This window comes from Achromobacter sp. GQ309, assembly GCF_059759315.1.
Genome location: NZ_JCAXDP010000001.1, coordinates 401979 through 426104 on the forward strand (window position 1 = coordinate 401979; position 24126 = coordinate 426104).

The 24126-nt window shown below is 66.5% G+C and carries 16 protein-coding genes; 14 read left to right on the forward strand and 2 right to left on the reverse strand.

The features are described 5' to 3' along the window. Nucleotides 1-252: 252 nt before the first annotated feature. The 13 genes from AC6CIE_RS01930 to AC6CIE_RS01990 all read left to right on the forward strand — a co-directional run bounded on the left by AC6CIE_RS01930 (nt 253) and on the right by AC6CIE_RS01990 (nt 16666). Nucleotides 253-849, forward strand: coding sequence for a DUF4136 domain-containing protein (locus tag AC6CIE_RS01930; protein WP_498090928.1), 597 nt, complete (start codon nt 253-255; stop codon nt 847-849). Nucleotides 850-859: 10 nt separating this feature from the next. Next, the gene (locus AC6CIE_RS01935; protein WP_279974309.1) at nt 860-2056 is read left to right on the forward strand and encodes a patatin-like phospholipase family protein; all 1197 of its coding nucleotides are present in this window, start codon (nt 860-862) and stop codon (nt 2054-2056) included. Nucleotides 2057-2295: 239 nt separating this feature from the next. Next, the gene (locus AC6CIE_RS01940; RefSeq protein ID WP_218344646.1) at nt 2296-2667 is read left to right on the forward strand and encodes a helix-turn-helix domain-containing protein; all 372 of its coding nucleotides are present in this window, start codon (nt 2296-2298) and stop codon (nt 2665-2667) included. A gap of 207 nt (nt 2668-2874) precedes the next feature. Continuing rightward, entirely contained in the window at nt 2875-4185 is a 1311-nt protein-coding gene (locus tag AC6CIE_RS01945) for an efflux RND transporter periplasmic adaptor subunit (protein ID WP_175123628.1), read from the forward strand. Between the two features lie 65 nt (nt 4186-4250). Continuing rightward, nucleotides 4251-7481 (forward strand): multidrug efflux RND transporter permease subunit, encoded by a 3231-nt coding sequence (locus AC6CIE_RS01950; RefSeq protein WP_175123627.1) that lies wholly within the window; start codon nt 4251-4253, stop codon nt 7479-7481. Then, entirely contained in the window at nt 7478-8971 is a 1494-nt protein-coding gene (locus AC6CIE_RS01955; protein WP_175123626.1) for an efflux transporter outer membrane subunit, read from the forward strand. Before AC6CIE_RS01950 ends, AC6CIE_RS01955 begins: the two co-directional genes overlap by 4 nt. Beyond that, complete coding sequence (gene pdxJ, locus AC6CIE_RS01960) at nt 8968-9708, forward strand: pyridoxine 5'-phosphate synthase (RefSeq protein WP_175138101.1); 741 nt, start codon at nt 8968-8970, stop codon at nt 9706-9708. The genes AC6CIE_RS01955 and pdxJ overlap by 4 nt, the downstream gene beginning before the upstream one ends. A 38-nt stretch (nt 9709-9746) precedes the next feature. Next, a complete protein-coding gene (gene acpS / locus AC6CIE_RS01965; RefSeq protein WP_370633063.1) occupies nt 9747-10181 on the forward strand; it encodes a holo-ACP synthase in 435 nt (144 codons plus the stop codon). 59 nt (nt 10182-10240) lie between these two features. Further along, on the forward strand, nt 10241-11299 hold the full coding sequence (gene nagZ, locus AC6CIE_RS01970; RefSeq protein WP_218344647.1) for a beta-N-acetylhexosaminidase: 1059 nt from the start codon (nt 10241-10243) through the stop codon (nt 11297-11299). Further along, nucleotides 11262-13088 carry an excinuclease ABC subunit UvrC gene (gene uvrC / locus AC6CIE_RS01975; protein WP_452001169.1) on the forward strand — a complete coding sequence of 609 codons (1827 nt, stop codon included), beginning with the start codon at nt 11262-11264 and terminating at the stop codon, nt 13086-13088. The genes nagZ and uvrC overlap by 38 nt, the downstream gene beginning before the upstream one ends. Nucleotides 13089-13365: 277 nt before the next feature. Continuing rightward, nucleotides 13366-13938: a CDP-diacylglycerol--glycerol-3-phosphate 3-phosphatidyltransferase gene (pgsA, locus tag AC6CIE_RS01980; protein ID WP_175123621.1), complete on the forward strand. Its 573-nt coding sequence runs from the start codon at nt 13366-13368 to the stop codon at nt 13936-13938. Nucleotides 13939-14183: 245 nt separating this feature from the next. Next, on the forward strand, nt 14184-15491 hold the full coding sequence (locus AC6CIE_RS01985) for an MFS transporter (RefSeq protein ID WP_498090930.1): 1308 nt from the start codon (nt 14184-14186) through the stop codon (nt 15489-15491). A gap of 173 nt (nt 15492-15664) precedes the next feature. Continuing rightward, the gene (locus tag AC6CIE_RS01990; RefSeq protein WP_498090931.1) at nt 15665-16666 is read left to right on the forward strand and encodes a cytochrome-c peroxidase; all 1002 of its coding nucleotides are present in this window, start codon (nt 15665-15667) and stop codon (nt 16664-16666) included. Between the two features lie 178 nt (nt 16667-16844). Here AC6CIE_RS01990 and queF read toward each other — a convergent pair whose 3' ends face one another. Continuing rightward, nucleotides 16845-17669, reverse strand: a complete 825-nt coding sequence (gene queF, locus AC6CIE_RS01995; RefSeq protein ID WP_175123618.1) for an NADPH-dependent 7-cyano-7-deazaguanine reductase QueF — start codon at nt 17667-17669, stop codon at nt 16845-16847. A gap of 320 nt (nt 17670-17989) precedes the next feature. Between queF and aceA the strand changes: the two genes are divergently transcribed. Continuing rightward, the gene (gene aceA, locus AC6CIE_RS02000; protein ID WP_175123617.1) at nt 17990-19309 is read left to right on the forward strand and encodes an isocitrate lyase; all 1320 of its coding nucleotides are present in this window, start codon (nt 17990-17992) and stop codon (nt 19307-19309) included. Nucleotides 19310-19500: 191 nt separating this feature from the next. On the opposite strand, the gene AC6CIE_RS02005 is transcribed toward aceA, so the two are convergent. Next, nucleotides 19501-24126 carry a hypothetical protein gene (locus AC6CIE_RS02005; RefSeq protein ID WP_498090933.1) on the reverse strand — a complete coding sequence of 1542 codons (4626 nt, stop codon included), beginning with the start codon at nt 24124-24126 and terminating at the stop codon, nt 19501-19503.

Consider the following 24126-nt stretch of genomic DNA (forward strand, 5'->3'; position numbering starts at 1 on the left):
GGCCGGAAGCGACCGGAAGTGTAATGGACCCGGCGCGCGGGGCGTTGGGGAAGTGGTCCTGCGCGGCGTGGAAGTCGTCCTGCACGGCCACGGCAGTCCGGACGCGCCGGTGAACAGGCACCCCCAATCTGGCGGCAAGCGCGGCATCGCGTGATCTTGCCTGGAATTTTGGTGGTTGCGAATGAGATTCTGTTGAAACTTTGATGGCTTCGCGGCACTATGTGGTCGCCTTGAACTCACGGAGAGATCGACATGAAAGCGTTGAAATTGCTGACGGCGGGTTCCATGACGGCATTACTGGCGGCCTGCGCCTCAGGCCCAACGGTCAAGAGCGATTACGACCACCAGGCAAATTTTGCGCAGTATCAGACGTTCGGCTACATGTCTCCGCTGGGGACGGACAAGGCCGGCTACAACACGCTGCTGACCGAACGGCTCAAGAGCGCGGCCCGCGGCCAGATGGAAATGCGCGGCTATACGTACAGCGCCACCAATCCCGATTTGCTTCTGAATTTCGGCGCCAAGCTCCAGCAGCAGACCGAAGTCACGCCCGGCTTCGCGCCCATGGGCCCGTATTACGGGTATCGCACCGGCTTCTACGGCGGCTGGCCCGGCTACGGCTGGGGCGACGACGTCTACCAATACACCGAAGGCACGCTGAGCGTCGACCTGGTGGATGCGCGGCTGCGGCAACTGGTCTGGGAGGGCGTCGCCGTGGGCGAGGTCCAGAATCCCGACAGCGCGGGTTCGGCGGAGAACGTGGACAAGGTGGTGGCGGAGGTCTTCGCCAAATACCCGTTCCGCGCCGGCGTCGGCACGCCGCAGGTGCCGGACAAGACCAAGCGATAGAGGACGCCGCATGACCGCTCGCCGCAAGGCCCTGGCCGAAGACACCGGCGATACGCCGCCCTACGATACCGTCGCGCTCGTGCTGCAGGGTGGCGGCGCGCTCGGTTCCTACCAGGCGGGGGTGTACCAGGGCCTGCACGAAGCCGGCATCCGGCCCAACTGGATTTCCGGCATTTCCATCGGGTCGATCAACGCCGCCATCATCGCAGGATCCCCGGAAGACGAGCGGGTCGACCGCCTGCGCGGCTTCTGGGAAAGCATCTGCCGGCCTACCGGTTTTGCCTCGTTGCCCTGGGGTGATGCCTTCACCCGCATGTTCGAGGGCCAGCCGTTTGGCTTTGGCTCGCCCGCGATGAACGGGCAGGTCTCGGCAATGCAGGCCCTGTTGACCGGCCAGCCCGGTTTCTTCAAGCCGCGCTTTCCGCCGCCCTATCTGGTGCGGGGCCGCGGCGCCGCTTCCACCAGCTTCTACGACACCACGCCGCTGGCCGACACCCTGCGCCAGTTCGTGGATTTCAAGCTGCTCAACAGCGGCGCGGTGCGGGCCAGTTTCGGCGCCGTGAACGTGCGCTCAGGCAACTTCGCGTATTTCGACACCCTGCATCACACGCTGGGGCCCGAGCATGTCATGGCCTCGGGCGCCTTGCCGCCGGGGTTCCCGTCGGTGGAGATCGGCGGCGAGCACTATTGGGACGGCGGCGTCGTCTCCAACACGCCGCTGGCGCAGGTGCTGACCACCGAAAACATGCGTGACACGCTCGCGTTCCAGGTCGATCTCTGGCCGGCGCGCGGCGAACTGCCCACGTCGCTCGAAGAGGTGGCCGAGCGGCAAAAGGATATCCAGTATTCCAGCCGCACCCGCCTGGTCACCGATCAGCTGCGGCGCGTGCTGAAACTGCGGCACGGGCTGCAGCGGCTGCTTGAGCGCCTGCCGGAAAGCGAACGCGACGCGCCGGACCTGGCCGACATCCGCAAGCTTTCGCACACGCCGGCCACCAACATCATCAACCTCATCTACGAGGCCAAGCACCGCGAGCGGTACTCCAAGGACTACGAGTTCGGCACCGAAGCCATGCGCGAGCACTGGGAGTCGGGATTGACCGACATCCGCCGCACGCTTGAAAAGCCGGGCATCCTGGCCCGTCCGACGCAGGACAGCTGCTTCGTCACGCACGACATTCATCGCAACGGCACCCATCATTCGTAGCGGGCGGCGGGATCATCCGGCGGCGTAAAAGTCGGATTGGTCTGATAGATGAGCGGCGACGGGCGCAGAACCCCGCCGTGAGGGTAGCCTTCCGGGACAAACCGCAACCTTGTTCCGGGACGGGCCGCCCCAAAGCGTGCCACCGGCCGTCCTGGTGGAGATCCGCCTTGAACGCTCCCTTTCCTTATCCCGGTATTGCTTCCGTTCACGCTGGCGTTTCTGCCGGCGTGGCTCCTGGCATGACGGCTGGCGTTGCTGCCGGTGTTAATGCTTCCGGCCCGTGGTCTTCCAGCCAGGCGCACGAGCCCGTCGACGGCTGGTGGAGCCTGCTCTATTGGGGCTGGACGCTGCAACTGCCCAACGGCGTGCGGCTGGATCTCACCGAGGTCGAGCGCGCCTGCTTTGCGTGCCTGTTGAAGAACCCGCGCCGCGAACTGGCCCGCAGCGAAGTGAAATCCTTGCGTGGCGGCATGAACATGCGGTCGCTCAACGTCGCTATCTGCCGGCTTCGCACCAAGGTCCGCCTTGCGGGCGCAAGGCTGCCGCTGCACACGGTGCATGGCGTGGGCTACGCATTCCTGGGCAATCTGCGGGAGCTCGCCACCGGCTAAAGATTGTTGCGGAATTACTCCCGAAAGTTCCCCCGAACTGCCCGAAAGTACGTGATTTCCCCAATATCTGAGTTACATTACTGGGCTATTCATGTGTCGTTGGTGACGCTTGGTCATGATTTGATCGCTGCCTCCTGGCACGTTCGGATTGCTGCGGTTCCTGACGCGATTTCACGACGCGATTCATTACGCTACGCGGGGGTTTCAATGCGGTTTTCGCCTAAACGATTTTCGGGTCTGGCTGTTTCCGGTGGCGTCCTCGCGCTGATATTGGCGGGTTGTGGTGAAAAGCCCCAGATGAATCCTGGCATGCCCCAGGTCAGCGTCGTCACCGTGCAGCCGCAGCGCGCACCCATCGTCTCTGAACTGCCCGGCCGCGTGGACGCCGTGCGCGACGCGCAGATCCGCGCCCGTGTTACCGGCATCGTGCAGCGCATCACGTTCGAGCAGGGCGGCGATGTGAAAGAAAACCAGCTGCTGTTCAAGATCGATCCGGCGCCCTACAAGGCCGCCTACGATCAGGCAACTGCGCAGTTGAAGCAGGCGCAGGCCAACCTGTTCAGCGCCAAGCTGCTGGCCGACCGCTATGCCCCGCTGGTCAAGGCCAACGCCGTCAGCAAGCAGGAATATGACAACGCCGTGGCATCCTTCCGCCAGGCCGACGCCACCGTCGCCGCCGCCAAGGCCGCGCAGGACAACGCCGCGATCAACCTGAGCTACACGGACGTCACCTCGCCGATCACCGGCCGCATCGGCAAGCCGCTGGTCACCGAAGGCGCGCTGGTCGAATCCACCTCCGCCACGCAGATGGCCACGGTGCAGCAGCTGGACCCCATCTACGTCGACTTCACGCAGTCCACCGCCGACCTGGCCGCGCTGCGCCGCGCCTTTGCCAGCGGCCGGCTGCAGCAGGTGGGCAAGGACGCGGCCCGCGCCACCGTCGTGCTCGAAGACGGCTCCGAATACGATCACCCCGGCAAGCTGCTGTTCACGGGCATCACCGTGGATCCCAGCACGGGCCAGGTGAACCTGCGGGCCGAAGTCCCCAATCCCGACGGCATCCTGCTGCCCGGCATGTATGTGCGCGTCCGGCTGGAGCAGGGCTTTGACGACGTTGCCCTGATGGTTCCCCAGCAGGCGCTGCAACGCACGGCCGATGGCAAGCAGAGCCTGATGCTGGTGCGCGACAACAAGATCGCGCAGTCGCCGGTCACCACCGGTGGCGCCTTCCAGAACAACTGGTTGATCACCAGCGGCCTGAAGGCCGGCGACGTGGTGGTGGTCGAGGGCTTCCAAAAGATCCGCCCCGGCGCGCCGGTGCAGGTCAGCCAATGGAAACAGGGCGGGGCGCCTGCACAGGGCGGCGCGCCAGCCGCGCAGCCTGGCGCCAAGCCCGCTGAGGGTGCCGCAGCCCCCGGGGCAGCCCCCGCCGCCAAGCCCGCCGAATCCGCCCCGCAGCCCGGCGCCAAGCCGGCCGAACCTGCCCAGCAGGACAAGGCCGCAGGCCAGAAATCGTAAGCGGCACGCGGCGCAGCAAGCGCCGCGTTCCTCTTTGGTGAGCATCGCTTTCAGAGTCAGCCCACATGCCGCAATTTTTTATCGATCGACCAATCTTCGCCTGGGTAGTCGCCCTTTTCATTCTGCTGGCAGGGGTGTTGGCCATCCCGAACATGCCGGTCGCGCAGTACCCCGATGTGGCGCCGCCCGCCATCACGATCACGGCCACCTACCCGGGCGCGTCCGCCCCGGAAGTGGCCGAGTCGGTCACCAGCATCATCGAAGACCAGCTCAACGGCGCCAAGGGCCTGATCTATTACGAGTCGGTCAGCGATTCCTACGGCACGTCGACCATCACCGCCACGTTTGCGCCCGGCACCAATCCCGACCTGGCACAGGTGGACGTGCAGAACCGCGTGTCCAACGTGATCGCCCAGTTGCCCGCCGCCGTGCAGCAGCAGGGCCTGCAGTATGAGCAGACCAGCACCGGCTTTCTGATGATTGTGACGCTGTCGTCCACGGACGGCACGCTGGACCAGACGGCCCTGGCCGACTACATCACACGCAACGTGAAGAACCCGGTGTCCCGGGTGCCGGGCGTGGGCCAGTTCCAGCTCTTTGCCGCGCCGCGCGCGATGCGCATCTGGGTGGACCCGGCCAAGCTCGTGGGCTTCAACCTCAGCATGTCAGAGGTCAATAACGCCATCGCCGGCCAGAACGTGCTGATCTCCGGCGGCAGCATCGGCGCGCCGCCCAATCCGGATTCGCAGCGCATCACGGCCACGGTCACGGCCAACGGCCAGCTCAGCACGGTCGACGGCTTCGGCCGGATCGTCCTGCGCGCCAATACCGACGGCTCCAAGGTGCTGCTGCGCGACGTCGCCCGCATCGAGGTCGGCGCCGACAACTACCAGTTCGGCGCCCGCCTGAACGGCAAGCCGACGGCCGCCTTCGCCATTGTGCTGTCGCCCAACGCCAACGCGCTGGCCACGGCGCAAGGCGTGCGCAACCAGATGCAGGAGCTGTCCAAGTACTTCCCGGACAACATCCAGTACTCGGTGCCGTACGACACCGCGCCCTACGTCAAGGTGTCCATCGAACAGGTGCTGCACACGCTGGCTGAAGCCATGGTGCTGGTGTTCCTGGTCATGTATCTGTTCCTGCAGAACGTGCGCTACACGCTGATCCCAGCGCTGGTCGTTCCGGTGGCCATGCTGGGGGCGTTCGCGGTGATGCTGGCGCTTGGATTCTCGATCAACGTGCTGACCATGTTCGCGATGGTGCTTGCCATCGGGATTCTGGTGGACGATGCCATCGTGGTCGTCGAAAACGTTGAACGGATCATGGCGACCGAGGGCTTGCCGCCCAAGGAGGCCACCAAGAAGGCCATGCCGCAGATCAGCGGCGCCATCATCGGGATCACGCTGGTGCTGGTGACAGTGTTCCTGCCGCTGGCCTTCATGAGCGGGTCGGTGGGCGTGATCTACCGTCAGTTCTCGGTGGCCATGGCCGTGTCCATCTTCTTCTCGGCACTGCTGGCGCTGACCTTCACGCCGGCGCTGTGCGCCACGATCCTCAAGCCGGTGGCCAAGGGCCACCACGAGGACAAGAAGGGTTTCTTCGGCTGGTTCAACCGCAAGTTCGACGCCACCACCCACGGCTACCAGAACTGGGTGTCGCGCATCCTGCACAAGGGCGGCCGGATGATGCTGGTGTTCCTGGTGCTGGTCCTCTTGCTGGGCTGGCTGTACCTGCGTCTGCCGTCGTCGTTCCTGCCCGAGGAAGACCAGGGCTATGTGGTCAGCAACATCGAGCTGCCCACCGGCGCGAGCGCCAATCGCACGGTCGAGGTGATTGAGCAGGTCGAGAAATACTTCCAGGGCATTCCGGCCGTCGAGAACATCATCGCCGTGCAGGGCTACAGCTTCAACGGCAACGGCCTGAACGCCGCCATTGCGTTCACCACGCTCAAGGACTTCAAGGACCGCAAGGAGCGCCAGGATTCCGCCGGCGCCATTGCGTTCACCGCTTTCGAAAAGCAGCTCATGGGCATCCATGATGCGCAGGTGTTCACGCTGGTGCCGCCGGCCATTTCGTCGCTGGGCAACGCCACGGGCTTCGACCTGCGCCTGCAGGACCGCGGCGCGGCCGGCACCGAGGCGCTGGCCGCGGCCACCGCCCAGCTGATGGGCGAGGCCATGAAGAGCCCGATCCTGTCGCAGGTCCGCATCACGGGCCTGTCGGCGGGCACGCAGCTCACGCTGAACATCGACCGCGACAAGGCGGCCGCTTTGGGCGTGGACTTCAATGAAGCCGCCTCGCTCATTTCCACCGCTGTCGGCTCGGCGTATCTCAGCAAGTTCCCCAACATGGGCCGGATGCAGAACATCTGGGTCCAGGCCGATGCGCCGTACCGCATGCAGTTGTCCGACGTGCTCAAGCTGAACGCGCGCAACGGGCAGGGCGGGATGGTGCCGCTGTCGACGTTCGTGTCGGCGGAATGGGTTCAGGGGCCGGTGCAGGTGGTGCGCTACAACAGCTACGAGTCCATGCGTATCGGCGGCGCCTCGGCGCCGGGCTACTCCACCGGCCAGGCCATGGAAGAAATGCAGCGTCTGGTCGCGCAGTTGCCGCAAGGCTTCGGCTACGAGTGGACCGGGCTGTCCTACCAGGAATTGCAGGCCGGCAACCAGGCCCCGATCCTGATGGGCCTGTCGCTGCTGGTCGTGTTCCTGGTGCTGGCCGCGCTGTACGAAAGCTGGGCCATCCCCATTTCCGTCATGCTGGTGGTGCCGCTGGGCATGCTGGGCGCGGTGGCGCTGGTCAGCGCGCTGGGCATGTCCAACGACGTGTACTTCCAGGTCGGGATGGTGACCGTGATCGGCTTGGCGGCCAAGAACGCCATTCTTATCGTGGAGTTCGCCAAGGACCAGTACGCCCGCGGCATGGGTCTTTATGAATCCGCGGTCGAGGCGGCGCGATTGCGTTTCCGTCCGATTCTGATGACGTCGCTGGCGTTCATCCTGGGCGTGATCCCGCTGGCGATGGCCACCGGCGCCGGTGCGGCCAGCCAGCGCGCAGTGGGCCTGGGCGTGCTGGGCGGCATGCTGGCCGCCACGCCGTTCGCCGTGATTTTCGTGCCGACGTTCTTCGTGGTGGTGCTGGGTCTCTTCAAGACCCGCCCGCGCCTGTTGGGCGCCGAAAAGCGTCTCTTCGAGGAAGAACAGGCTGCCAAGAAGGCGGAGGCCGAAAAGGCGTCCTTGCCCGGAACGCCGCAGCCCGCACAACCCACTGGTGGCCAGGAGGGCAAGGAATGAAAGCCCTGATGTTCAGACAGACCGCCTTGTCCGCCTTTGTGGCGGTGGCGTTGGCCGGCTGCTCGCTGGCTCCCGATTACAAGCGTCCCGACGCGCCGGTCAGCCCGGCGTGGCCCGACCAGCCCAAGGTGCAGTACGGCGCGTATACGCGCGCCACCACGCTGGGCTCGCAGCCCGCCGCCGACGTGATGCCGCAAGCCGGCACGCCTGCCGCGGACCTGGGCTGGCGCGAATTTTTCCGCGACCCGCGCCTGCAGGCGTTGATCGAACTGTCGCTGGTCAACAACCGCGACCTGCGCGTTGCGGTCCAGCGTGTCGAAGAAGCCAGGGCGCAGTATGGCATCCAGCGCGGCGCGCAGTGGCCCAGCATCGGCGCCGGCATCCAGGGCCAGCGTCAGCATCTGCCGGCCAACATGCGGGCCGGCGGTCCCGATTCCAGTTCCATCAGCAGTTCGTACCAGGCCGGGATTGGTCTGACGACCTTCGAAATCGACCTGTTCGGCCGCCTGCGCAACCTGTCCGAAGCCGCGTACCAGCAGTACCTGTCGACGGAACAGGCACAAAAAAGCGTGCACATCACGCTGGTCGGATCCGTCGCGCAGTCGTATTTCAATCTGCGCGCCGCCGAGGTCCAGCTGGAATTGACGCAGCGTACGCTGGCCTCGCGCCAGGAATCGTATGACCTGGTCAAACGCCGCTTCGATGGCGGCGTCGCGTCCGAACTGGACCTGAACCAATCCAAGTCGCTGCTGGACACGGCTTCCGCCGACCTGGCGCAACTGGCCCGCGCCCGGTCGCAAGCCATGAACGCGCTGGTGCTGGTGGTGGGCACGCCGCTGCCCGACACGCTGCCCCCGCCGGCCACGTTCGGCCGCGACCAGTTGCTGGCCACGGTGCCGTCCGGCCTGCCGTCCGACCTGCTGGAGCGTCGTCCCGACATCGCGGCCGCCGAAAACCAGTTGCTGTCCGCCAATGCCAACATCGGCGCGGCGCGCGCGGCGTTTTTCCCGACCATCTCGCTGACCGGCCTGTTGGGCGTGGCCAGTCCGTCGCTGGGCGACCTCTTCAAGGGCGGGCAGGGCTACTGGAGCTTCTCGCCGTCGATCACGACGCCGCTGTTTGCCGGCGGCAGCATCCGCGAGGGACTGAGCCTGGCCAAGGCGCGCGACAATATCGCCGTCGCGCAGTACGAACAAACCATCCAGCAAGCGTTCCGCGAAGTGTCGGACGCGCTGGCGGGCGAGGCCACCTACGGGGCGCAGCTTGACGCCCAGCGCGCGCTGCAGGATTCGTCGGCGCGGACGCTGGAGTTGTCGAATTTGCGTTATACCAACGGTATCGACAGCTACCTGCAGGTGCAGACCGCGCAGGTGGACTTTTTCAACGCCCAGCTGTCGCTCGTGCAAACCGGCCTGGCCGCGCTGATCAACCGCGTGGAGCTGTACAAGGCGCTGGGCGGCGGCTGGGAAGAAACAACGAAAGTGCAATGATAGAACTCGGTGTAAATATTGATCACGTCGCCACGCTGCGGCAGCAGCGCCATACGGCTTATCCCGACCCGATCGCCGCGGCGCTGCGCGCCGAAGATGCTGGCGCCGACCTGATCACGCTGCATCTGCGCGAAGACCGGCGCCACATCCAGGACGCCGACGTCTACGCGATCCGCCCGCAACTGCGCACCCGCATGAACCTGGAATGCGCGGTCACGCCGGAAATGCTGGAGATCGCCTGCGCGGTCAAGCCCAGCGACGTCTGCCTGGTGCCCGAAAAGCGCACCGAGCTCACGACCGAGGGCGGGCTTGAAGTGGCTGGCGCCTTTGGCCCCGTATCCGACGCCGTGGCGCTGCTGGCCGAAGCCGGCATCCGCGTGTCGCTGTTCATCGATCCGGACCCAGTCCAGATCGCCGCAGCCGCCAAGGCCGGCGCACCCGTCATCGAACTGCACACCGGCGCCTACGCCGAAGCCGAGGGCGAAGCCGCCGAAGCGGAACTGCAACGCATCCGCCTGGCCGTGGCCGAAGGGCTGCGCCACGGACTGCGCGTGAACGCCGGCCATGGCCTGCACTATGGCAACGTCAAGCCGGTGGCCGCGCTGGACGGCATTTCCGAACTCAACATCGGCCACGCCATCGTCGCGCAGGCTATCTTCGACGGCTGGGAAAAGGCCGTGCGCGATATGAAGGCGCTGATGGTGCAGGCGCGCCTGCACGCGCTGCGCGGGCTTTGAACGCGGGCCGATGACGCGTTTTGACCGCTAGCCAGGCGATGCCGATGTCCGACTCTTCTTCCGCCACGCCCGCCGGCGCCATTGCCGGCATCGGTATGGACCTTCTGCGCATCGACCGCATCGAACGCGCGCTCGCCCGTCACGGCGACCGGTTTGCCGAAAAGATCCTCGGCCCCGAGGAACTCCTGAAATTCCACGCCCGCCGCGCCCGCGACCCGGTGCGCGGGCTGCGCTTTCTGGCGACGCGCTTTGCCGCCAAGGAAGCGTTTTCCAAGGCGATCGGGCTGGGCATGCGCATGCCGATGACGTGGCGGCGCGTGCAGACGCTGAACGCACCGGGCGGCCGCCCCGTGCTGGTGATCGCACCAGAACTGCTGAGCTGGTACGCTGACCGGTTTGGCGCGGCCCACGTTTCCATTACCGATGAATCCGACATGGCCGCCGCGTATGTGGTGGTCGAGCGCAAGCCCTAAGCCCTGCACTCGGGGCCATCCCCGCCGGCTTGCCGCACCCAGTTACAAGGACAGCCTCCATGGCCAAGAAAAAATCCAAGGCGGTCCTGCCCCCCGGCCCCGTGATGGTCGATGTGGCGGGATATTCGCTCACCAAGGCGGAAAAGAAGCGCCTGCGCCACCCGCTGGTGGGCGGCGTCATTCTTTTTGCCCGCAATTTCGAGAACCGCGCCCAGCTCACCGCGCTGACGCGCCAGATCCACAAGGCCCGCAAGGAGCCGCTGCTGATCCTGGTGGATCACGAAGGCGGCCGCGTGCAGCGCTTCCGCGAGGACGGCTTCACGCCCTTGCCCCCGATGCGCGCGCTGGGCGAACTGTGGGACACCGATCCCCTGCAGGCCATGCGCCTGGCGACCGAGGCCGGTTACGTCCTGGCCGCCGAGCTGCGCGCCTGCGGCGTGGACATGAGCTTCACCCCGGTGCTGGACCTGGACTACAGCGTCAGCAAGGTGATCGGCAACCGCGCCTTCCACCACGATCCCCGCGTGGTGACGATGCTGTCGCGCGCCCTGGTTCAGGGCCTGGCGCTGGCCGGCATGTCGTCCTGCGGCAAGCACTTCCCCGGCCACGGTTACGTGGGCGCCGACTCGCACCACGAGATCCCGGTCGATCCGCGCACGCTCGATGAAATCCTGAAGGACGACGCCGCGCCCTATGCATGGCTGGGCGACGCCGTGCTGCCGTCCGTCATGCCCGCGCACGTCATCTACCCCAAGGTGGACAAGCATCCCGCCGGTTTTTCCAAGCGCTGGGTGCAGGACATCCTGCGCAAGCGCCTGGGCTACGATGGCGTCGTGTTCTCGGACGACCTGACGATGGAAGGCGCCTCGGTCGCGGGCGACATCCTGGACCGCGCCAACGCCGCGCTGCGCGCCGGCTGCGACATGGTGCTGGTGTGCAACCGCCCGGACCTGGCCGACGACCTGCTGGCGCGCCTGGAATTCGACCATGCGCCCGAGTCCGTGGCGCGCATCCGGCGCCTGATGCCGCGTTTCGACGCGCCCGATTGGGACACCCTGCAAGCCGAAAGCCGTTACCAGAATGCCCGACGACTTCAATCTCAAATCGTTCCTGTCTGACCTGCCGCATCTGCCGGGTGTCTACCGGCACCTGGATGCGGCCGGCGAGGTCATGTATGTCGGCAAGGCGCGCGACCTGAAGAAGCGCGTCTCTTCGTATTTCCAGAAGACGCTGTCCAGCCCGCGCATCGCGCAGATGGTGGCGAAGGTGGCGCGGCTTGAGGTCACGGTGACGCGCTCGGAAGCCGAAGCGCTGATCCTGGAAAACAACCTCATCAAGAGCCTGAAGCCGCGCTACAACATTCTGTTTCGCGACGACAAGTCCTATCCATACCTGCACATCACCGGGCATGAATGGCCGCGCATCGCGTATTACCGCGGCGCCACCAACAAGCGCGGACAGTTCTTCGGCCCGTTCCCCAACGCCTGGGCGGTGCGCGAAACCATCCAGATCCTGCAGAAGGTGTTTCGCCTGCGCACCTGCGAAGACAGCGTCTTTGCGAACCGCTCGCGTCCCTGTCTGCTGCATCAGATCGGGCGCTGCTCCGCGCCGTGCGTCGGCGCGATCGAAGCGGCCGAATACGAGCGCGACGTGCACCGGGCCGTGCGCTTTCTGAACGGCGAGGCCAAGGACGTCATGGGCGAGATCGAGGCCCGCATGCTGCAGGCCTCCACCGAACTGCGCTTCGAGGAAGCCGCGGCGCTGCGCGACCAGATGGGATCGCTGGCGCGCGTGCTGCACCAGCAGACCATGGAAAACGTCAGCGGCGAGGACACCGACATCATTGCGGTGGCCATCGCCGGCGGCAAGGTCTGCGTGAACCTGGCCATGGTGCGCGGCGGCCGCCATCTGGGCGACAAACCGTTCTTTCCGTCGCACGCCGAGGGCGAGGCCGCGCCGCAGGTGCTGGAGGCCTTTGTGGCCCAGCATTACACCGACAACGCGATGCCCCCCATCCTGGTCTGTTCGCATACCTTGCCCGATCCTGAGCTGATTACGCTGCTGGTCGAGCAATCCGGCGGCCGGCCGTCCCGCGTGCTGACGCGCCCGCAAGGCACTCGCCGGTCCTGGCTGGAACAGGCCGCCAAGAACGCCGAGATGGCGCTCGCCCGCGCGCTGACCGAGTCCGGCGCCCGCGCCGCCCGCACGCTGGCGCTGGCCGAAGCCCTGGATCTGGACACGGACGAAGCCGCGCTGGACGCCCTGCGCATCGAATGCTTCGACATCAGCCACACTGCCGGCGAAGCCACCCAGGCGTCCTGTGTGGTGTTTGAACACCACGACATGCAGCCCTCGCTGTACCGCCGCTACAACATCGCCGGCATCACGCCCGGCGACGACTACGCCGCGATGCGCCAGGTGCTGACCCGCCGCTTTGCCAAGGTCGCCGACGGCGACGCGCAGATGCCGGGCCTCGTCCTCATCGACGGCGGCAAGGGCCAGGTCGAGGTCGCACGCAAGGTCTTCGCGGAACTGGGCCTGGACATCCAGACGCTGGTCGGCGTGGCAAAAGGAGAAGGGCGCAAGGTCGGCCTGGAAACCCTGGTCTTCGCCGACGGCCGCCCGCCCGTCGCGCTAGGCGGCGAATCCGCCGCCCTGATGCTGATCGCCCAGGTGCGCGACGAAGCCCACCGCTTCGCGATCACCGGCATGCGCGCCCGCCGTGCCAAGACGCGCAACGTCTCGCGCCTGGAAGAAATAGAAGGCGTAGGCGCCCGCCGCCGCCAACGCCTCCTGGCCCGCTTCGGCGGCTTCTCCGGCGTCGCCCGCGCCAGCATCGAGGACCTGGCTTCGGTGGACGGCATCTCGCAAGACCTGGCAATCCGCATCTACGAGGCGCTGCGCTGACGCCCCGGAATCGCCCAGATGTCACGAACTTGTGTCACCCTCGCCGCCGGCCAACAAGAGGCCAGAGCGTTCAGCCTCGCCGATAGGCTCGACGACGTGCCAGGGCGAACGCTCCAATCCAAACCTCCCTCATCAACCCGCCCCCAAATTTCAACCACCCGCCCCGACGAGCAATCCGGGCCGCGCGGATCCGGCTCCGCCGGTCCGCAGAGGCGCCCCTGGGGGAGGCGCCAAAGGCGCTTCGGGGGGGACCGCCCTCTGTTAGGATACGGACACTATGCCAATTAACGTTCCCATTATTCTGACGTGGCTGCGTATCGCCATGATTCCGCTGGTGGTCGGGCTGTTTTATCTGCCCGAAAGCTGGATGTCTGTTCCCATGCGCGACACGCTGGCGGCATGGGCATTCATCATTGCCGCGCTGACCGACTGGTTTGACGGCTGGCTCGCCCGGCGCTGGAACCAGACATCGGCATTTGGCGCCTTCCTGGATCCCGTCGCCGACAAGCTGATGGTCTGCGCCGCCCTCATCGTGCTGCTCGACCTGAGCCGCGTCGATGCCTTCATCTCCCTCATCATCATCGGCCGCGAAATCACCATTTCTGCGCTGCGCGAATGGATGGCCAAGATCGGCGCCAGCGCCAGCGTGGCCGTGCACCGCTTGGGCAAGTTCAAGACCGCCGCGCAGATGATCGCGATTCCGTGCCTGCTGTATAACCAGTCCATCTACGGCATCAACACCAAGCTGCTGGGTGACATCCTGATCATCGTGGCCGCGGTGCTGACGGTCTGGTCGATGCTGTATTACCTGCAGCGCGCCTGGCCCGCGATTCGCGAAAAGGCCATGTGACCGATTTGCCGGGCCGGCTGCGCAACAGCCGGCCCGGTGCAGTTGCAACACCGCACGGCGGCCCGGCTCGCGCAAGACGGCCGCCGTGTCACTTCAAGAGCGATACGCCGGCTCGATCCGGCACGGCACGCGCGCCGCAATCGCCATGAATACGTCGCCCGGACACAAGTCTGCGCGACGCCGGAGACAACCCGCGATCCGCCCAAGGCGGCCCGCAACCTGCCGCCCATGCGCGGCCCTGTGCAATGAACACCGCTACCGCCGCCACCCCCTTGCTCTCGGACGCCGACGTACGCCGTCGCGACTGGAAAATCATCCTGCTCATCGGCGTGGCGCATGCCTCGTCCCACTTCTTCCAGCTGGTCCTGCCGTCGCTGTACGTCGCGCTGGGCCAGGAATTCGGACTGGACTTCGCGCGGCTGGGCCTCCTGGTGTCCACGTTCTACGTGGTGTCCGGCATCGGCCAGGCATCGTCGGGTTTCGTGGTCGACCGCATTGGCGCGCGTCCCGTGTTGTGGTTCGGGCTGGCCTGCTTCGTGCTGTCGGGCGTGCTGATCGGCTCGGCCACGGGGTACGTCATGCTGATGGCCGCGGCCGTCGTGGGCGGCATCGGCAATTCGGTGTTCCACCCGGCGGACTACTCCATCATCAACCACCGCATCACCGCGCCGCGGCTGGGTCACGCCTTCTCCACGCACGGGCTGACCGGCAACCTGGGTTGGGCGCTGACGCCCGTGTTCATCACCACCATCACGCTGCTCGCCAATTGGCGCGTTGCGGCTTACAGCGCCGCCGGTCTCGTGGCGCTGGTGCTGCTGTTGACGGTGCTGGGCCGCAACCTGCTGGGCGGCCCGTCCCCCGTGGACGCGGGCGGCGACGCCAAGGACGCGGGAATTGCGCCCAAGCCCGCCGCCAAGCCGCAAGAGGGCGTGCTGGCGACGCTGTCGGCGCTGCTGGCCAAGCCCGCGCTGTGGGGCGCATTCCTCTTCTTTGCCTGCACGTCCATCGCGCTGTCCTCGGTGCAGAACTACACGATCCCGCTGCTGGGTCAGCTGTACGACCTGTCCAAGGTCACGGCCAGCTCGGCGTTGTCCGGTTACATGGTCGCCTCGGCCGTCGGCATGGCGGCGGGCGGCTTCCTGGTGTCGGCCAATCCGCGTACCGAGCGTACCGTCATGGTCGCGCTCATCCTGGCCGGTCTGACGCTGGTCGTGCTGGCGCTGGGCCTTGTGCCCGCCGTGCTGGCTGCGCCGGTCGTGGGGCTGGCGGGCTTCTGCTCGGGCGTAGCCGCGCCGTCGCGGGACATGTTGATTCGCCGCGTGACGCCCAAGGGTTCGACGGGGTCGGTGTACGGCCTGGTGTATTCGGGCATGGACGTTGGCTCGGCCCTAGGGCCGCTTGCCTTCGGTCTGCTGCTGGACGCCGGCTTGCGGCAGGGGCCGTGGGTGGGCGCGGGCGTGGCGTTCGCCGTGGCCGCCTTCCTGGCGCAGTGGATCGCGGTGCAGGCGCGCCGCGCCGAACCGCCCGCCGCGGTGGCCGCCGCGCGCCCCTGACCGCTGGACACCCTTGATCCGCCTTGACGGCGCCGACGCCACGTTGCGCGCCGTCAAGCTTCGGTTTCGGCCTCTGGCGCCGGCCGGCGCCGATTGACGCCTCGCAAGGTCACGGCATGGCTTCCTCGCTGTAATAACCACATGGTTGGTCTGGTTATTCACAGGAGAAGCAAATGAGAAAGAAAACAACGTTGCTGGCTGCGGGGCTGGTACTCGGACTGTGGGCAGGGCAGGTCTGGAGCGCATCGCAAGAGCCCATCCAGCCCATCGAACCGGCGGTCATCGAAGAGCCGGCCAAGGTCGAGCTGGGCAAGAAGCTCTTCTTCGATCCCCGACTGTCGCGCTCCGGCGCAATCTCCTGTAATTCGTGCCACAACCTGGCCATGGGCGGTTCGGACAACCTGAAGGCCTCCATCGGACACAAGTGGCAGCAGGGCGGCATCAACTCGCCCACCGTGCTCAATTCCAGCCTGAACATTGCCCAATTCTGGGACGGCCGCGCGAAGGACCTGCGCGAGCAAGCCGGCGGCCCGATCGAAAATCCGATGGAAATGGCCTCCACGCACGAGCTGGCGGTACAGGTGCTCAATTCCATCCCCGGTTACCGCGCCGAATTCAAACAAGTCTTCGGCAAGGACAAGATCACCATTGACGAGGTCACCAGCGCGCTGGCCGCGTTTGAAGAAACGCTGGTCACGCCGAATTCGCGCTTCGACCAATGGCTCAAGGGCGACAAGAACGCGCTGACGGTGCGCGAGCTGGCGGGCTATGAGCTTTTCAAGAACAGCGGCTGCGTGGCCTGCCACAACGGCGTGGCGGTGGGCGGCAACTCGTTCCAGAAGATGGGTCTGGTCACGCCCTACGTGACCGAGAACAAGGCCGAAGGCCGCGCCGCGGTCACGGGCAAGGACGCGGACCGCTTTAACTTCAAGGTGCCGACGCTGCGCAATGTGGCGCTGACCTATCCGTACTTCCACGACGGCGAAGCGGCCACGCTGACGCAGGCCGTCGACGTGATGGGCCGCCTGCAACTGGGCCGCACATTCACCGCCGAGGAAAACGGCCAGATCGTCGCGTTCCTGAAGACGCTGACGGGCGACCAGCCGGTCATTCAGTATCCGTTCCTGCCGCCGTCCGAAGACGATACGCCGCGGCCCGAGCCGTTCGTGAAGTGATGCGAAAGCCGTGAAGCAAAAGCGGTAGAACAGACGCGCCACAACAACACGGCCGCCCCGAGGGGTGGCCGTTTGCGATTGGCGCCTTATCCGGGGCTCATATCCGAGGCCCATATCCGGGGCCGATGTCCCGGGCCGATATCCGGGCTCGATATCCGGGGCGGTTTTGCCGGTCTGCTTACTGCCGAACCGTGCGCACGTCCGCGGGCGGCGCCGCTTCAAAGTTGCTGCGCCACGGATTGATGTCCAGCCCGCCGCGCCGGGTATACCGCGCATACACCGTCAACTGCTCCGGTCCGCAGGCCTGCATGATGTCGCTGAAGATGCGCTCGACGCAGTGCTCGTGGAATTCCGCGTGCTGGCGGAACGACACCACATAACGCAGCAGGGATTCGCGATCGATCGGCTTGCCCCGGTAGCGGATCTGCACCGTCGCCCAATCGGGCTGGCCCGTCACCGGGCAGTTCGACTTCAACAGGCGCGACGCCAGCGTCTCCTCGACCACATCGCCCGCCCGGGTACGCAGCAGTTCGGGCGCGGGCTCGTAGGTGTCGATCTCGATATCCAGCTTGTCTATATAGATGCCGTCCAGCTCGCCCATCTGCAGCTCGGAAAACCGCTGCGGCAGGAAGAAGTCCAGGCCGACCGGCGCGCCCGCGGCTGCGCTCAGGTCGCGTTCCAGCCGGCCGCGCAGGGCTGCCGAATTGACCAGGCGGGTCTGGTTGAACGAATTCAGGTACAGCTTGAACGACTTGGATTCGATGATGTTGGGGCTGTCGGCCGGCACCGAAAACGTCGCCATCGCCACCCGCGGCTTGCCCTTGGCATCCAGCCACGACAGCTCATAGGCGTTCCACAGGTCCACGCCCGTGAACGGCAGGTTGCCGGCGGTCAGATTGAGCGCTGCGCGGTTGTGCGAACGCGCAATGGGAAACAGCAGCGAGGGATCGTATTGCGAGGCGTAGGCCACGCTCTGCCCAAGCGGGCCGTGAGACAGGGTCATAGCAGAGACAAATAGAACGGGGATGGCGGCATTGTAGGCGCTTAAAAAGCGTCCGATTTTCCGCAATGTGAAACGTAACTCTCGGGATGTGAAAGTCCGTGCTGCGCAGCAGCGGGACGGCATTTCACAAACGACAATGGCGTTTCATTATACAAAATCCCGTCTGTAACCCATTGATTTAACTGACTAAGATTTTTCCTCTTGTATAAGACCCGGCGTCACATTGCTCCGCAGCACAGGCATAGACTTTCTCCCATCGATTCACGCAAAGCCAGACGCGAATCTTTTGAAGTCTCTTATCACTGACCAGGAGCATCACAATGAGCAATCGCGAAACCGAAATCCGCAATCTCCAGAAAGATTGGGCCGAAAACAGCCGCTGGCAGGGCATCAAGCGCGACTACAGCGCCGAAGACGTCATCCGCCTGCGTGGCTCGATCAGCGTCGAACACACGCTTGCCCGCCGCGGCGCCACGCGTCTTTGGGAGCTCCTGCACAGCGAGCCGTTCGTCAATTCGCTGGGCGCCCTGACCGGCAACCAGGCCATGCAGCAGGTCAAGGCCGGCCTGAAGGCCATCTATCTGTCGGGCTGGCAGGTCGCCGGCGACGCCAACCTGGCCGGCGAAATGTATCCCGACCAGTCGCTTTACCCCGCCAACTCCGTGCCGCAAGTGGTTCGCCGCATCAATAATTCGCTGACGCGCTGCGACCAGATTCAGTGGATGGAAGGCAAGAACCCCGGCGACGAGGGCTACATCGATTTCTTCGCGCCCATCGTGGCGGACGCCGAGGCCGGCTTTGGCGGCGTGCTCAACGCGTATGAACTGATGAAGGCCATGATCGAGGCCGGCGCGTCGGGTGTCCACTTCGAGGATCAACTGGCTTCCGTGAAGAAGTGCGGCCACATGGGCGGCAAGGTGCTGGTGCCGACCCGCGAAGCCGTGGCCAAGCTGGTGTCGGCCCGCCTGGCCGCCGACACGATGGGCACGCCCACGCTGCTGCTGGCGCGCACCGACGCCGACGCCGCCGACCTGGTGACCAGCGACGTCGACGAAAACGACCGTCCCTTCATCACGGGCGATCGCACGGTGGAAGGCTTCTTCCGCACCCGCGCCGGCATCGATCAGGCCATTTCCCGCGGCCTGGCCTACGCTCCGTACGCCGACCTGATCTGGTGCGAAACGTCCACGCCCAACCTGGAATACGCCCGCAAGTTCGCGGACGCCATCCATCGCCAGTTCCCGGGCAAGCTGCTGGCCTACAACTGCTCGCCGTCCTTCAACTGGAAGAAGAACCTGGACGACGGCACCATCGCCAAGTTCCAGCGGGAACTGGGCGCCATGGGCTACAAGTTCCAGTTCATCACGCTGGCCGGCTTCCACGCGCTGAACTACGGCATGTTCGAGCTGGCCCACGGCTACGCCCGCCGCCAGATGAGCGCCTTCGTGGAACTGCAGCAGAAGGAATTCGCCGCCGCCGAAATGGGCTTCACCGCCGTGAAGCACCAGCGCGAAGTGGGTACGGGCTACTTCGACGCCGTGACGCAGACGATCGAGGGCGGCAAGTCGTCCACGACCGCGCTGACCGGCTCGACCGAGGAAGCGCAGTTCGAACACGGCAAGACGCAGAAGGCCGCATAACGCGGCGGTGTCGGCCGGCGGCGCCCGCACCCCGCAAGGGATGCCGGGCGCCGCATGCAGGTGTGTAGTTGCAGGTGCTGTTGTAGGGTGGATTCAAGGGTGCCTGCGGGCACCCTCTTTTTTTGCCCGCACCACCCGTCCGCGCCGCCGCATTACAGATCGAACTCACAGATCGAACTCACAGATCGAACTCACAGATCGAACACGGCCGAATACACCAGCCGCTCCTCCACCACGCGCCGCTGGCGCACGGCGCCCGCGCGCTGCTCGGGCACGGTGCTGTCGGTGTAATAGCGCTCGTACTCGCGCACTGCGACCCGTGCCGGCTTGCCGCCAAGATCGGGCAGGGGGACGCCCGCGCTCCAGATGACAGGGTCCAGCAGCTCGCCCAGCACGGGGCCTTCGAACACCGGGGGAAAACGCACCACCGGACCGGCAACGATCTCGCCCAGCCGGGCCGGCGCCTCGTGCAACGACACGTCGCGCGGGGTCAACCGGCGCGCCACGTCGGTGACCGCCGGGCTGATCGTCTGCGCGATGCCCCCGCTGGCTGGACTGAGCAGGCTGGAGGCCAGCACGCTGGTATCGGTCCACGCCAGGTCGGTGTCGAGCGCCGGGTCGCGGGTCTGCAGCACCAGCTCGACCCGGTTGCGGCCGGTTTCGCCGGTCTGGCCGGGTCCGGGGATGAACGAGATGTCCAGATACTCGGACTCCATCGGGAATTGCATCGGCCCGTGCGCCGGAACCACGCCGCGCAGCGTGAACGCCAGACGGCCGCGCTGGCGGGTGAAGACGGCACGGCGGCGCGGCAGCACCTGCGAGAACTCGGCCAGCACGACGCGAGAGAGCTTGGCGCTGTCGATCGCGTTGGGCTGATACCGCGCCAGCGCCAGCCGCGTAAACGGCATGTAGCTGCGGCCCGGGTCCAGCTCGATGTCGCAGTACCAGCGCGCACGCTCGTCGTCCCATCGCACGCGGTGACCGACCACGCGCACGCGCTGGCCGGGCATTTCCTGCAACGGCACGTCCTCGTCGATGACGCGCGCCGGAAAGTCGGCGGCGCGGGTGCGGTGCTTGGGCAGCGGCGCGTCCCACAGCGGATCCATGCCCCACTGCGTGACCAGCGGCGTCAAGGCGTCGGGCACGTCGGTGAAGTTCTTGTTTTCACCGTAGATCACCACGCCCAACAGTTCGCCGTCGCCCGACGAGAACCACGGGCGCTCCAGCCACACGCGCAGCCCGTTGCCCAGGCGTGTGATGTCCAGCGTGCCGTCGCCCGCGGTCTGCTGCCAGCGGAACGTGGGCAGCACGTACATGAGGCGCGGCGCATCGGGCGGTGCGCTGGCCGGCACGATGGTGTTGGGCGCTTCGCCGGCCTGCGCCAGCACGGGTGCGCCGGGGTCGTCCGGGGCGCCTTCCTGCACCAGCGGCCCCTGCGCGATGGGCCCCAACACGGTCACCTTGTCCGTCTGGTCGTAGAGCGCGGGCGGCAGGTACTCGCGGAACCGAGTGGTGGCGCGCAGCCGGTACCGGATCAGCCGGAAGCGCGTATCGCCGAATTCATGGCGGTTGCCCGGCGCGCGCTGGCGTGTGCCGTTGAACGACTGTTCCGCGATGATGTGGCTCAGGCTGAAGAGGTTGGGATAGTTCTCGGCCAGCGGCATTTCGGCCAGCACGCCGTGACCGTCGAGCCGTCTTGGACGCGGCCGCGCCGGATCGTCTTCCCATTCGTGCCAGTCGGCCTCGATCTCGATCTTGCCGGTCGTCGGCCCGTGCAGCCGCACGCGCGCTTCCAGATCGACATGCGCCGCGCCGGGCTCGCGCTGCGGTTGGCCGGGCAGCAGCAGGAGCGGGTCGCAGTCGGGCTGCTGGGTGGCATGCACCAGCACGAGCGGGCGGTACGGCGTCAGCATCCAGCAGTTGCCCAGGATGGCGGCGGTCTGCAAGGTCTTGCGGCCGGCGTCGGTGCCGGTCCATTCCGGCAGGCCGAACGTATTGAGCAGGCCGTGGTGCACGAAGCTGGAATAACGCAGCCGCGCAATCATGCCCTTGGGCAGGAAGAACGTCAGGATCCGGTTGTCCTTGTCCCACTTGGGCATGCCGTCGTCCGGATAGCTTTCGGCGCACGGCGGATCGGTCAGCGTGGCGGGGCGTTCGGCCAGCGCAATGCGCAGGCCCTGCGTGTCGGGCCATTGGCCCGCGTAGGTGACCAGCAGCACCAGTTCGCCGGCGGAAGGCGTGGCCAACACGGCGACGCCTTCCCCCAGCAAGGCCGGGCCCGTGACGCCCGGCAGGCTGTAGCCGGGTTGCGCACGCAGGCAGATGCCCCAGGCGGCCGCGTCGGGCAGATACGGCGTGCGCACCTGCGCCTCGCCGTGGATCACGTATTGGCCCGCGGCCAGACGCTGACCCGTGGGTTCTTCGGCGTTGGGCTGCTGCGGCGGCACCTGATCCGTCCGGGCGACCTCGGCAAGCGCTTGCGGGGTAATCAACTCCACCTGCGAGCCGGGCAGTTTGTCGAACAACGTGCCGATGTCGCGCGCCGAAATCTCGTACGCCTTCTTGATGCCATCCGCGGTGCCGAACATGCTGTCGAACAGCCCATGCGTTTCGCATTGCAGCTGGGCGGCTTTCGGTGGCACCACATGCCGTTCGTTGACCGGACTGTAGGTGAAATCGGTGGTGGTCACCGACGCCAGGAAATCCGGGCTGGCCAGATAGACCTGCGGATCCTGGCCGCGGTTGCTGCGGATCACCAGGCGTTCCAGCGATTCGCCTTCGCTGGTCCGCGTGCGATGCACCAGCGCGGGCGGGTCCACAGGTTCAAAGCGCCAATAGGTCACCGGCTGCGTGACATTGTCGTCCTTCTCCAGCGACGGATCATCCGGCGCCAGGCTGTTGCCCGCCAGGTCGACCAGACGCGCGCGCAGCCGGTAAGGCATGCCGTAGCGCAGCCGCGGCAGGCTGCCCTTGACCGCGCTGAAGGTCACCGCCAACCCGTTGCCCTTGTCCGTGACCGCGTCCTGCACGTCCTCGGGCCGTTCGCCCTGCACGCCGCTTGCCGGGTCCGTCTGATCGCGCAGCGTGCGCCCGGGGCGCGGAGCGACGAGACTCCAGCCCGTCCAGCGGAACAGCGATTCGTGCAGGTAGTGATCGTCGGGCTGTCCGCCGCCGGTGGCGGACGCGCCTTTGACGTAGCCTTCATCGTCCGGCAGGTCCAAGTCCGGGCCGCCGTCGGTACAGCGGTACACGCCGTGGCGATGACAAAGCGATTGCCACTTTTGCGGGTCATTGGCCGGGTAGGGCTGGACGTCGATACGGTAGCCGCGCAGCAGGTCTTCCGTGTAGAGCAGCATGCTGCCGGGCGCACCCTCCAGCGCCGCATTCTTGAGCGCCGCCGAGGCCGCATTCTGCGCGACTTCGCGCGCACGGTCGCGGCGCGAAATGCCCAGGCCGCCGGAACGCAGCGCCGCCACCGGCTGCTTGTCTCCGGTGCTGTAGGTCACCTCGCCGTCGGCGCCGTGCTTCAGGCTGCGGCCGATCAGGTTCTGTGCCGTCAAAACGAAGTCGACCGTCTTGAGCGCGGCGCCGTCTGGGTCCAGCTGGTAGACGTCGAACAGCGGATTGCGCGGCTCAGTAAGATTCCACCGGTCGTCGGCGCTGCGCAGCCGCAGCATGCCGCGTTCATGGTCGGGGCTGCGCGGCCGCGTTGTGAAGCGCTCGGCATCGCCCCGCCAGGCCGTCGCGGGAAAGGCGCCACCCTCGGGCTGCCCGCCGTCCCAGCGCGGCGCCAAAAAGATTCGGCCCTGGGCTTGCTGCCCGGCGGCAATCCGCTTGTCCAGCGGCGAATCGGCAGGCAGCACGCAGTCGATCACCAGCCCCAGCCGCCGCATCAGCGCCGGGTAATCGCCATACGAGGCCACGATGGCGTGGAAATCCATCTCGGGCTGCTTGGGCGGAGGCGGTACGTTCTTGCCGTCGGGCCGCCGGATCGCACGCTGGGCGGCAGTGGGCGGATCGCGGCGGTAGAAGCGGTTGGCCATGAAGAGCGTGTACTCGCCCTGCGAGCGCCAGCTCGCCATCAGGCTCTGGTCCACGCCTTGATGCGCCGGGTCCTGCCACCGGCCCGGCATGGCGCGCAGCGCAAACGTGGGGCCGGCCTGCGGCTTGCCATCGGCCTCGCCGCCAGGGGCAGTGGTCTTGCCGGGATACACGCTGTGCTCGCCATAGACCTGTCCGCGCAGCGCGCGGTCGATGCCGCCTTCGCGATCGCCGAAGAACCGGTCCAGGCCCGGCACCAGCTGTTCGACGCGCTCGCGGCCGTCGCCGCGCACGTGTTCGGTCCGGGTGCCGCAGGCTTCCAGCAGGCCGCGCAACCCGGGATGCGCGTTGCGCCATGGCAGCAGCGTCGGGTGCGTGGTGGTGGCGTTGAGCGCCAGGTTTCCATAATGCTCGCGCGTCAGGCTCAGTACGCTGGCGACGGAAAACGAAAACAGGTTCACGCGGCTCATGTCGCGGAACACGAAGCCGGCCACGGGCGTTGCGGGCGGCAGGAGCCGCGTCCAGAGCTGCGAATCGGCCTGCGGCAGCGTTTCCAGCGGGATCTCCTCGCCATCGGCGTCAAGTGCGAAGCGCGCGCGGGCAAGCGTGGCGGGCCAGTCGACCCAGTCCGCGTAGGCATCCAGCCGCTGCTCGTCGGCGGCCTGCGGCGTGAGCCGGGGCGACGCCACGATGGACACGCGCAGACGGCCGGCGAATTCACCGTCCGGCACGCGGCCGTTGGGAATGACGGTCCACAGGATGGTTTGCTTGGGCAT

Bases quoted from the DNA above. Each gene is read 5' to 3' on its own strand.
- AC6CIE_RS01950 (WP_175123627.1), top strand. From the start codon at position 4,251: ATGCCGCAATTTTTTATCGATCGACCAATCTTCGCCTGGGTAGTCGCC.
- acpS (WP_370633063.1), top strand. From the start codon at position 9,747: ATGCCGATGTCCGACTCTTCTTCCGCCACGCCCGCCGGCGCCATTGCC.
- AC6CIE_RS01955 (WP_175123626.1), top strand. From the start codon at position 7,478: ATGAAAGCCCTGATGTTCAGACAGACCGCCTTGTCCGCCTTTGTGGCG.
- AC6CIE_RS01930 (WP_498090928.1), top strand. From the start codon at position 253: ATGAAAGCGTTGAAATTGCTGACGGCGGGTTCCATGACGGCATTACTG.
- AC6CIE_RS01945 (WP_175123628.1), top strand. From the start codon at position 2,875: ATGCGGTTTTCGCCTAAACGATTTTCGGGTCTGGCTGTTTCCGGTGGC.
- AC6CIE_RS01935 (WP_279974309.1), top strand. From the start codon at position 860: ATGACCGCTCGCCGCAAGGCCCTGGCCGAAGACACCGGCGATACGCCG.
- aceA (WP_175123617.1), top strand. From the start codon at position 17,990: ATGAGCAATCGCGAAACCGAAATCCGCAATCTCCAGAAAGATTGGGCC.
- pdxJ (WP_175138101.1), top strand. From the start codon at position 8,968: ATGATAGAACTCGGTGTAAATATTGATCACGTCGCCACGCTGCGGCAG.
- nagZ (WP_218344647.1), top strand. From the start codon at position 10,241: ATGGCCAAGAAAAAATCCAAGGCGGTCCTGCCCCCCGGCCCCGTGATG.
- pgsA (WP_175123621.1), top strand. From the start codon at position 13,366: ATGCCAATTAACGTTCCCATTATTCTGACGTGGCTGCGTATCGCCATG.
- queF (WP_175123618.1), bottom strand. From the start codon at position 17,669: ATGACCCTGTCTCACGGCCCGCTTGGGCAGAGCGTGGCCTACGCCTCG.
- uvrC (WP_452001169.1), top strand. From the start codon at position 11,262: ATGCCCGACGACTTCAATCTCAAATCGTTCCTGTCTGACCTGCCGCAT.
- AC6CIE_RS01940 (WP_218344646.1), top strand. From the start codon at position 2,296: ATGACGGCTGGCGTTGCTGCCGGTGTTAATGCTTCCGGCCCGTGGTCT.
- AC6CIE_RS01990 (WP_498090931.1), top strand. From the start codon at position 15,665: ATGAGAAAGAAAACAACGTTGCTGGCTGCGGGGCTGGTACTCGGACTG.
- AC6CIE_RS01985 (WP_498090930.1), top strand. From the start codon at position 14,184: ATGAACACCGCTACCGCCGCCACCCCCTTGCTCTCGGACGCCGACGTA.
- AC6CIE_RS02005 (WP_498090933.1), bottom strand. From the start codon at position 24,126: ATGCCCAAGCAAACCATCCTGTGGACCGTCATTCCCAACGGCCGCGTG.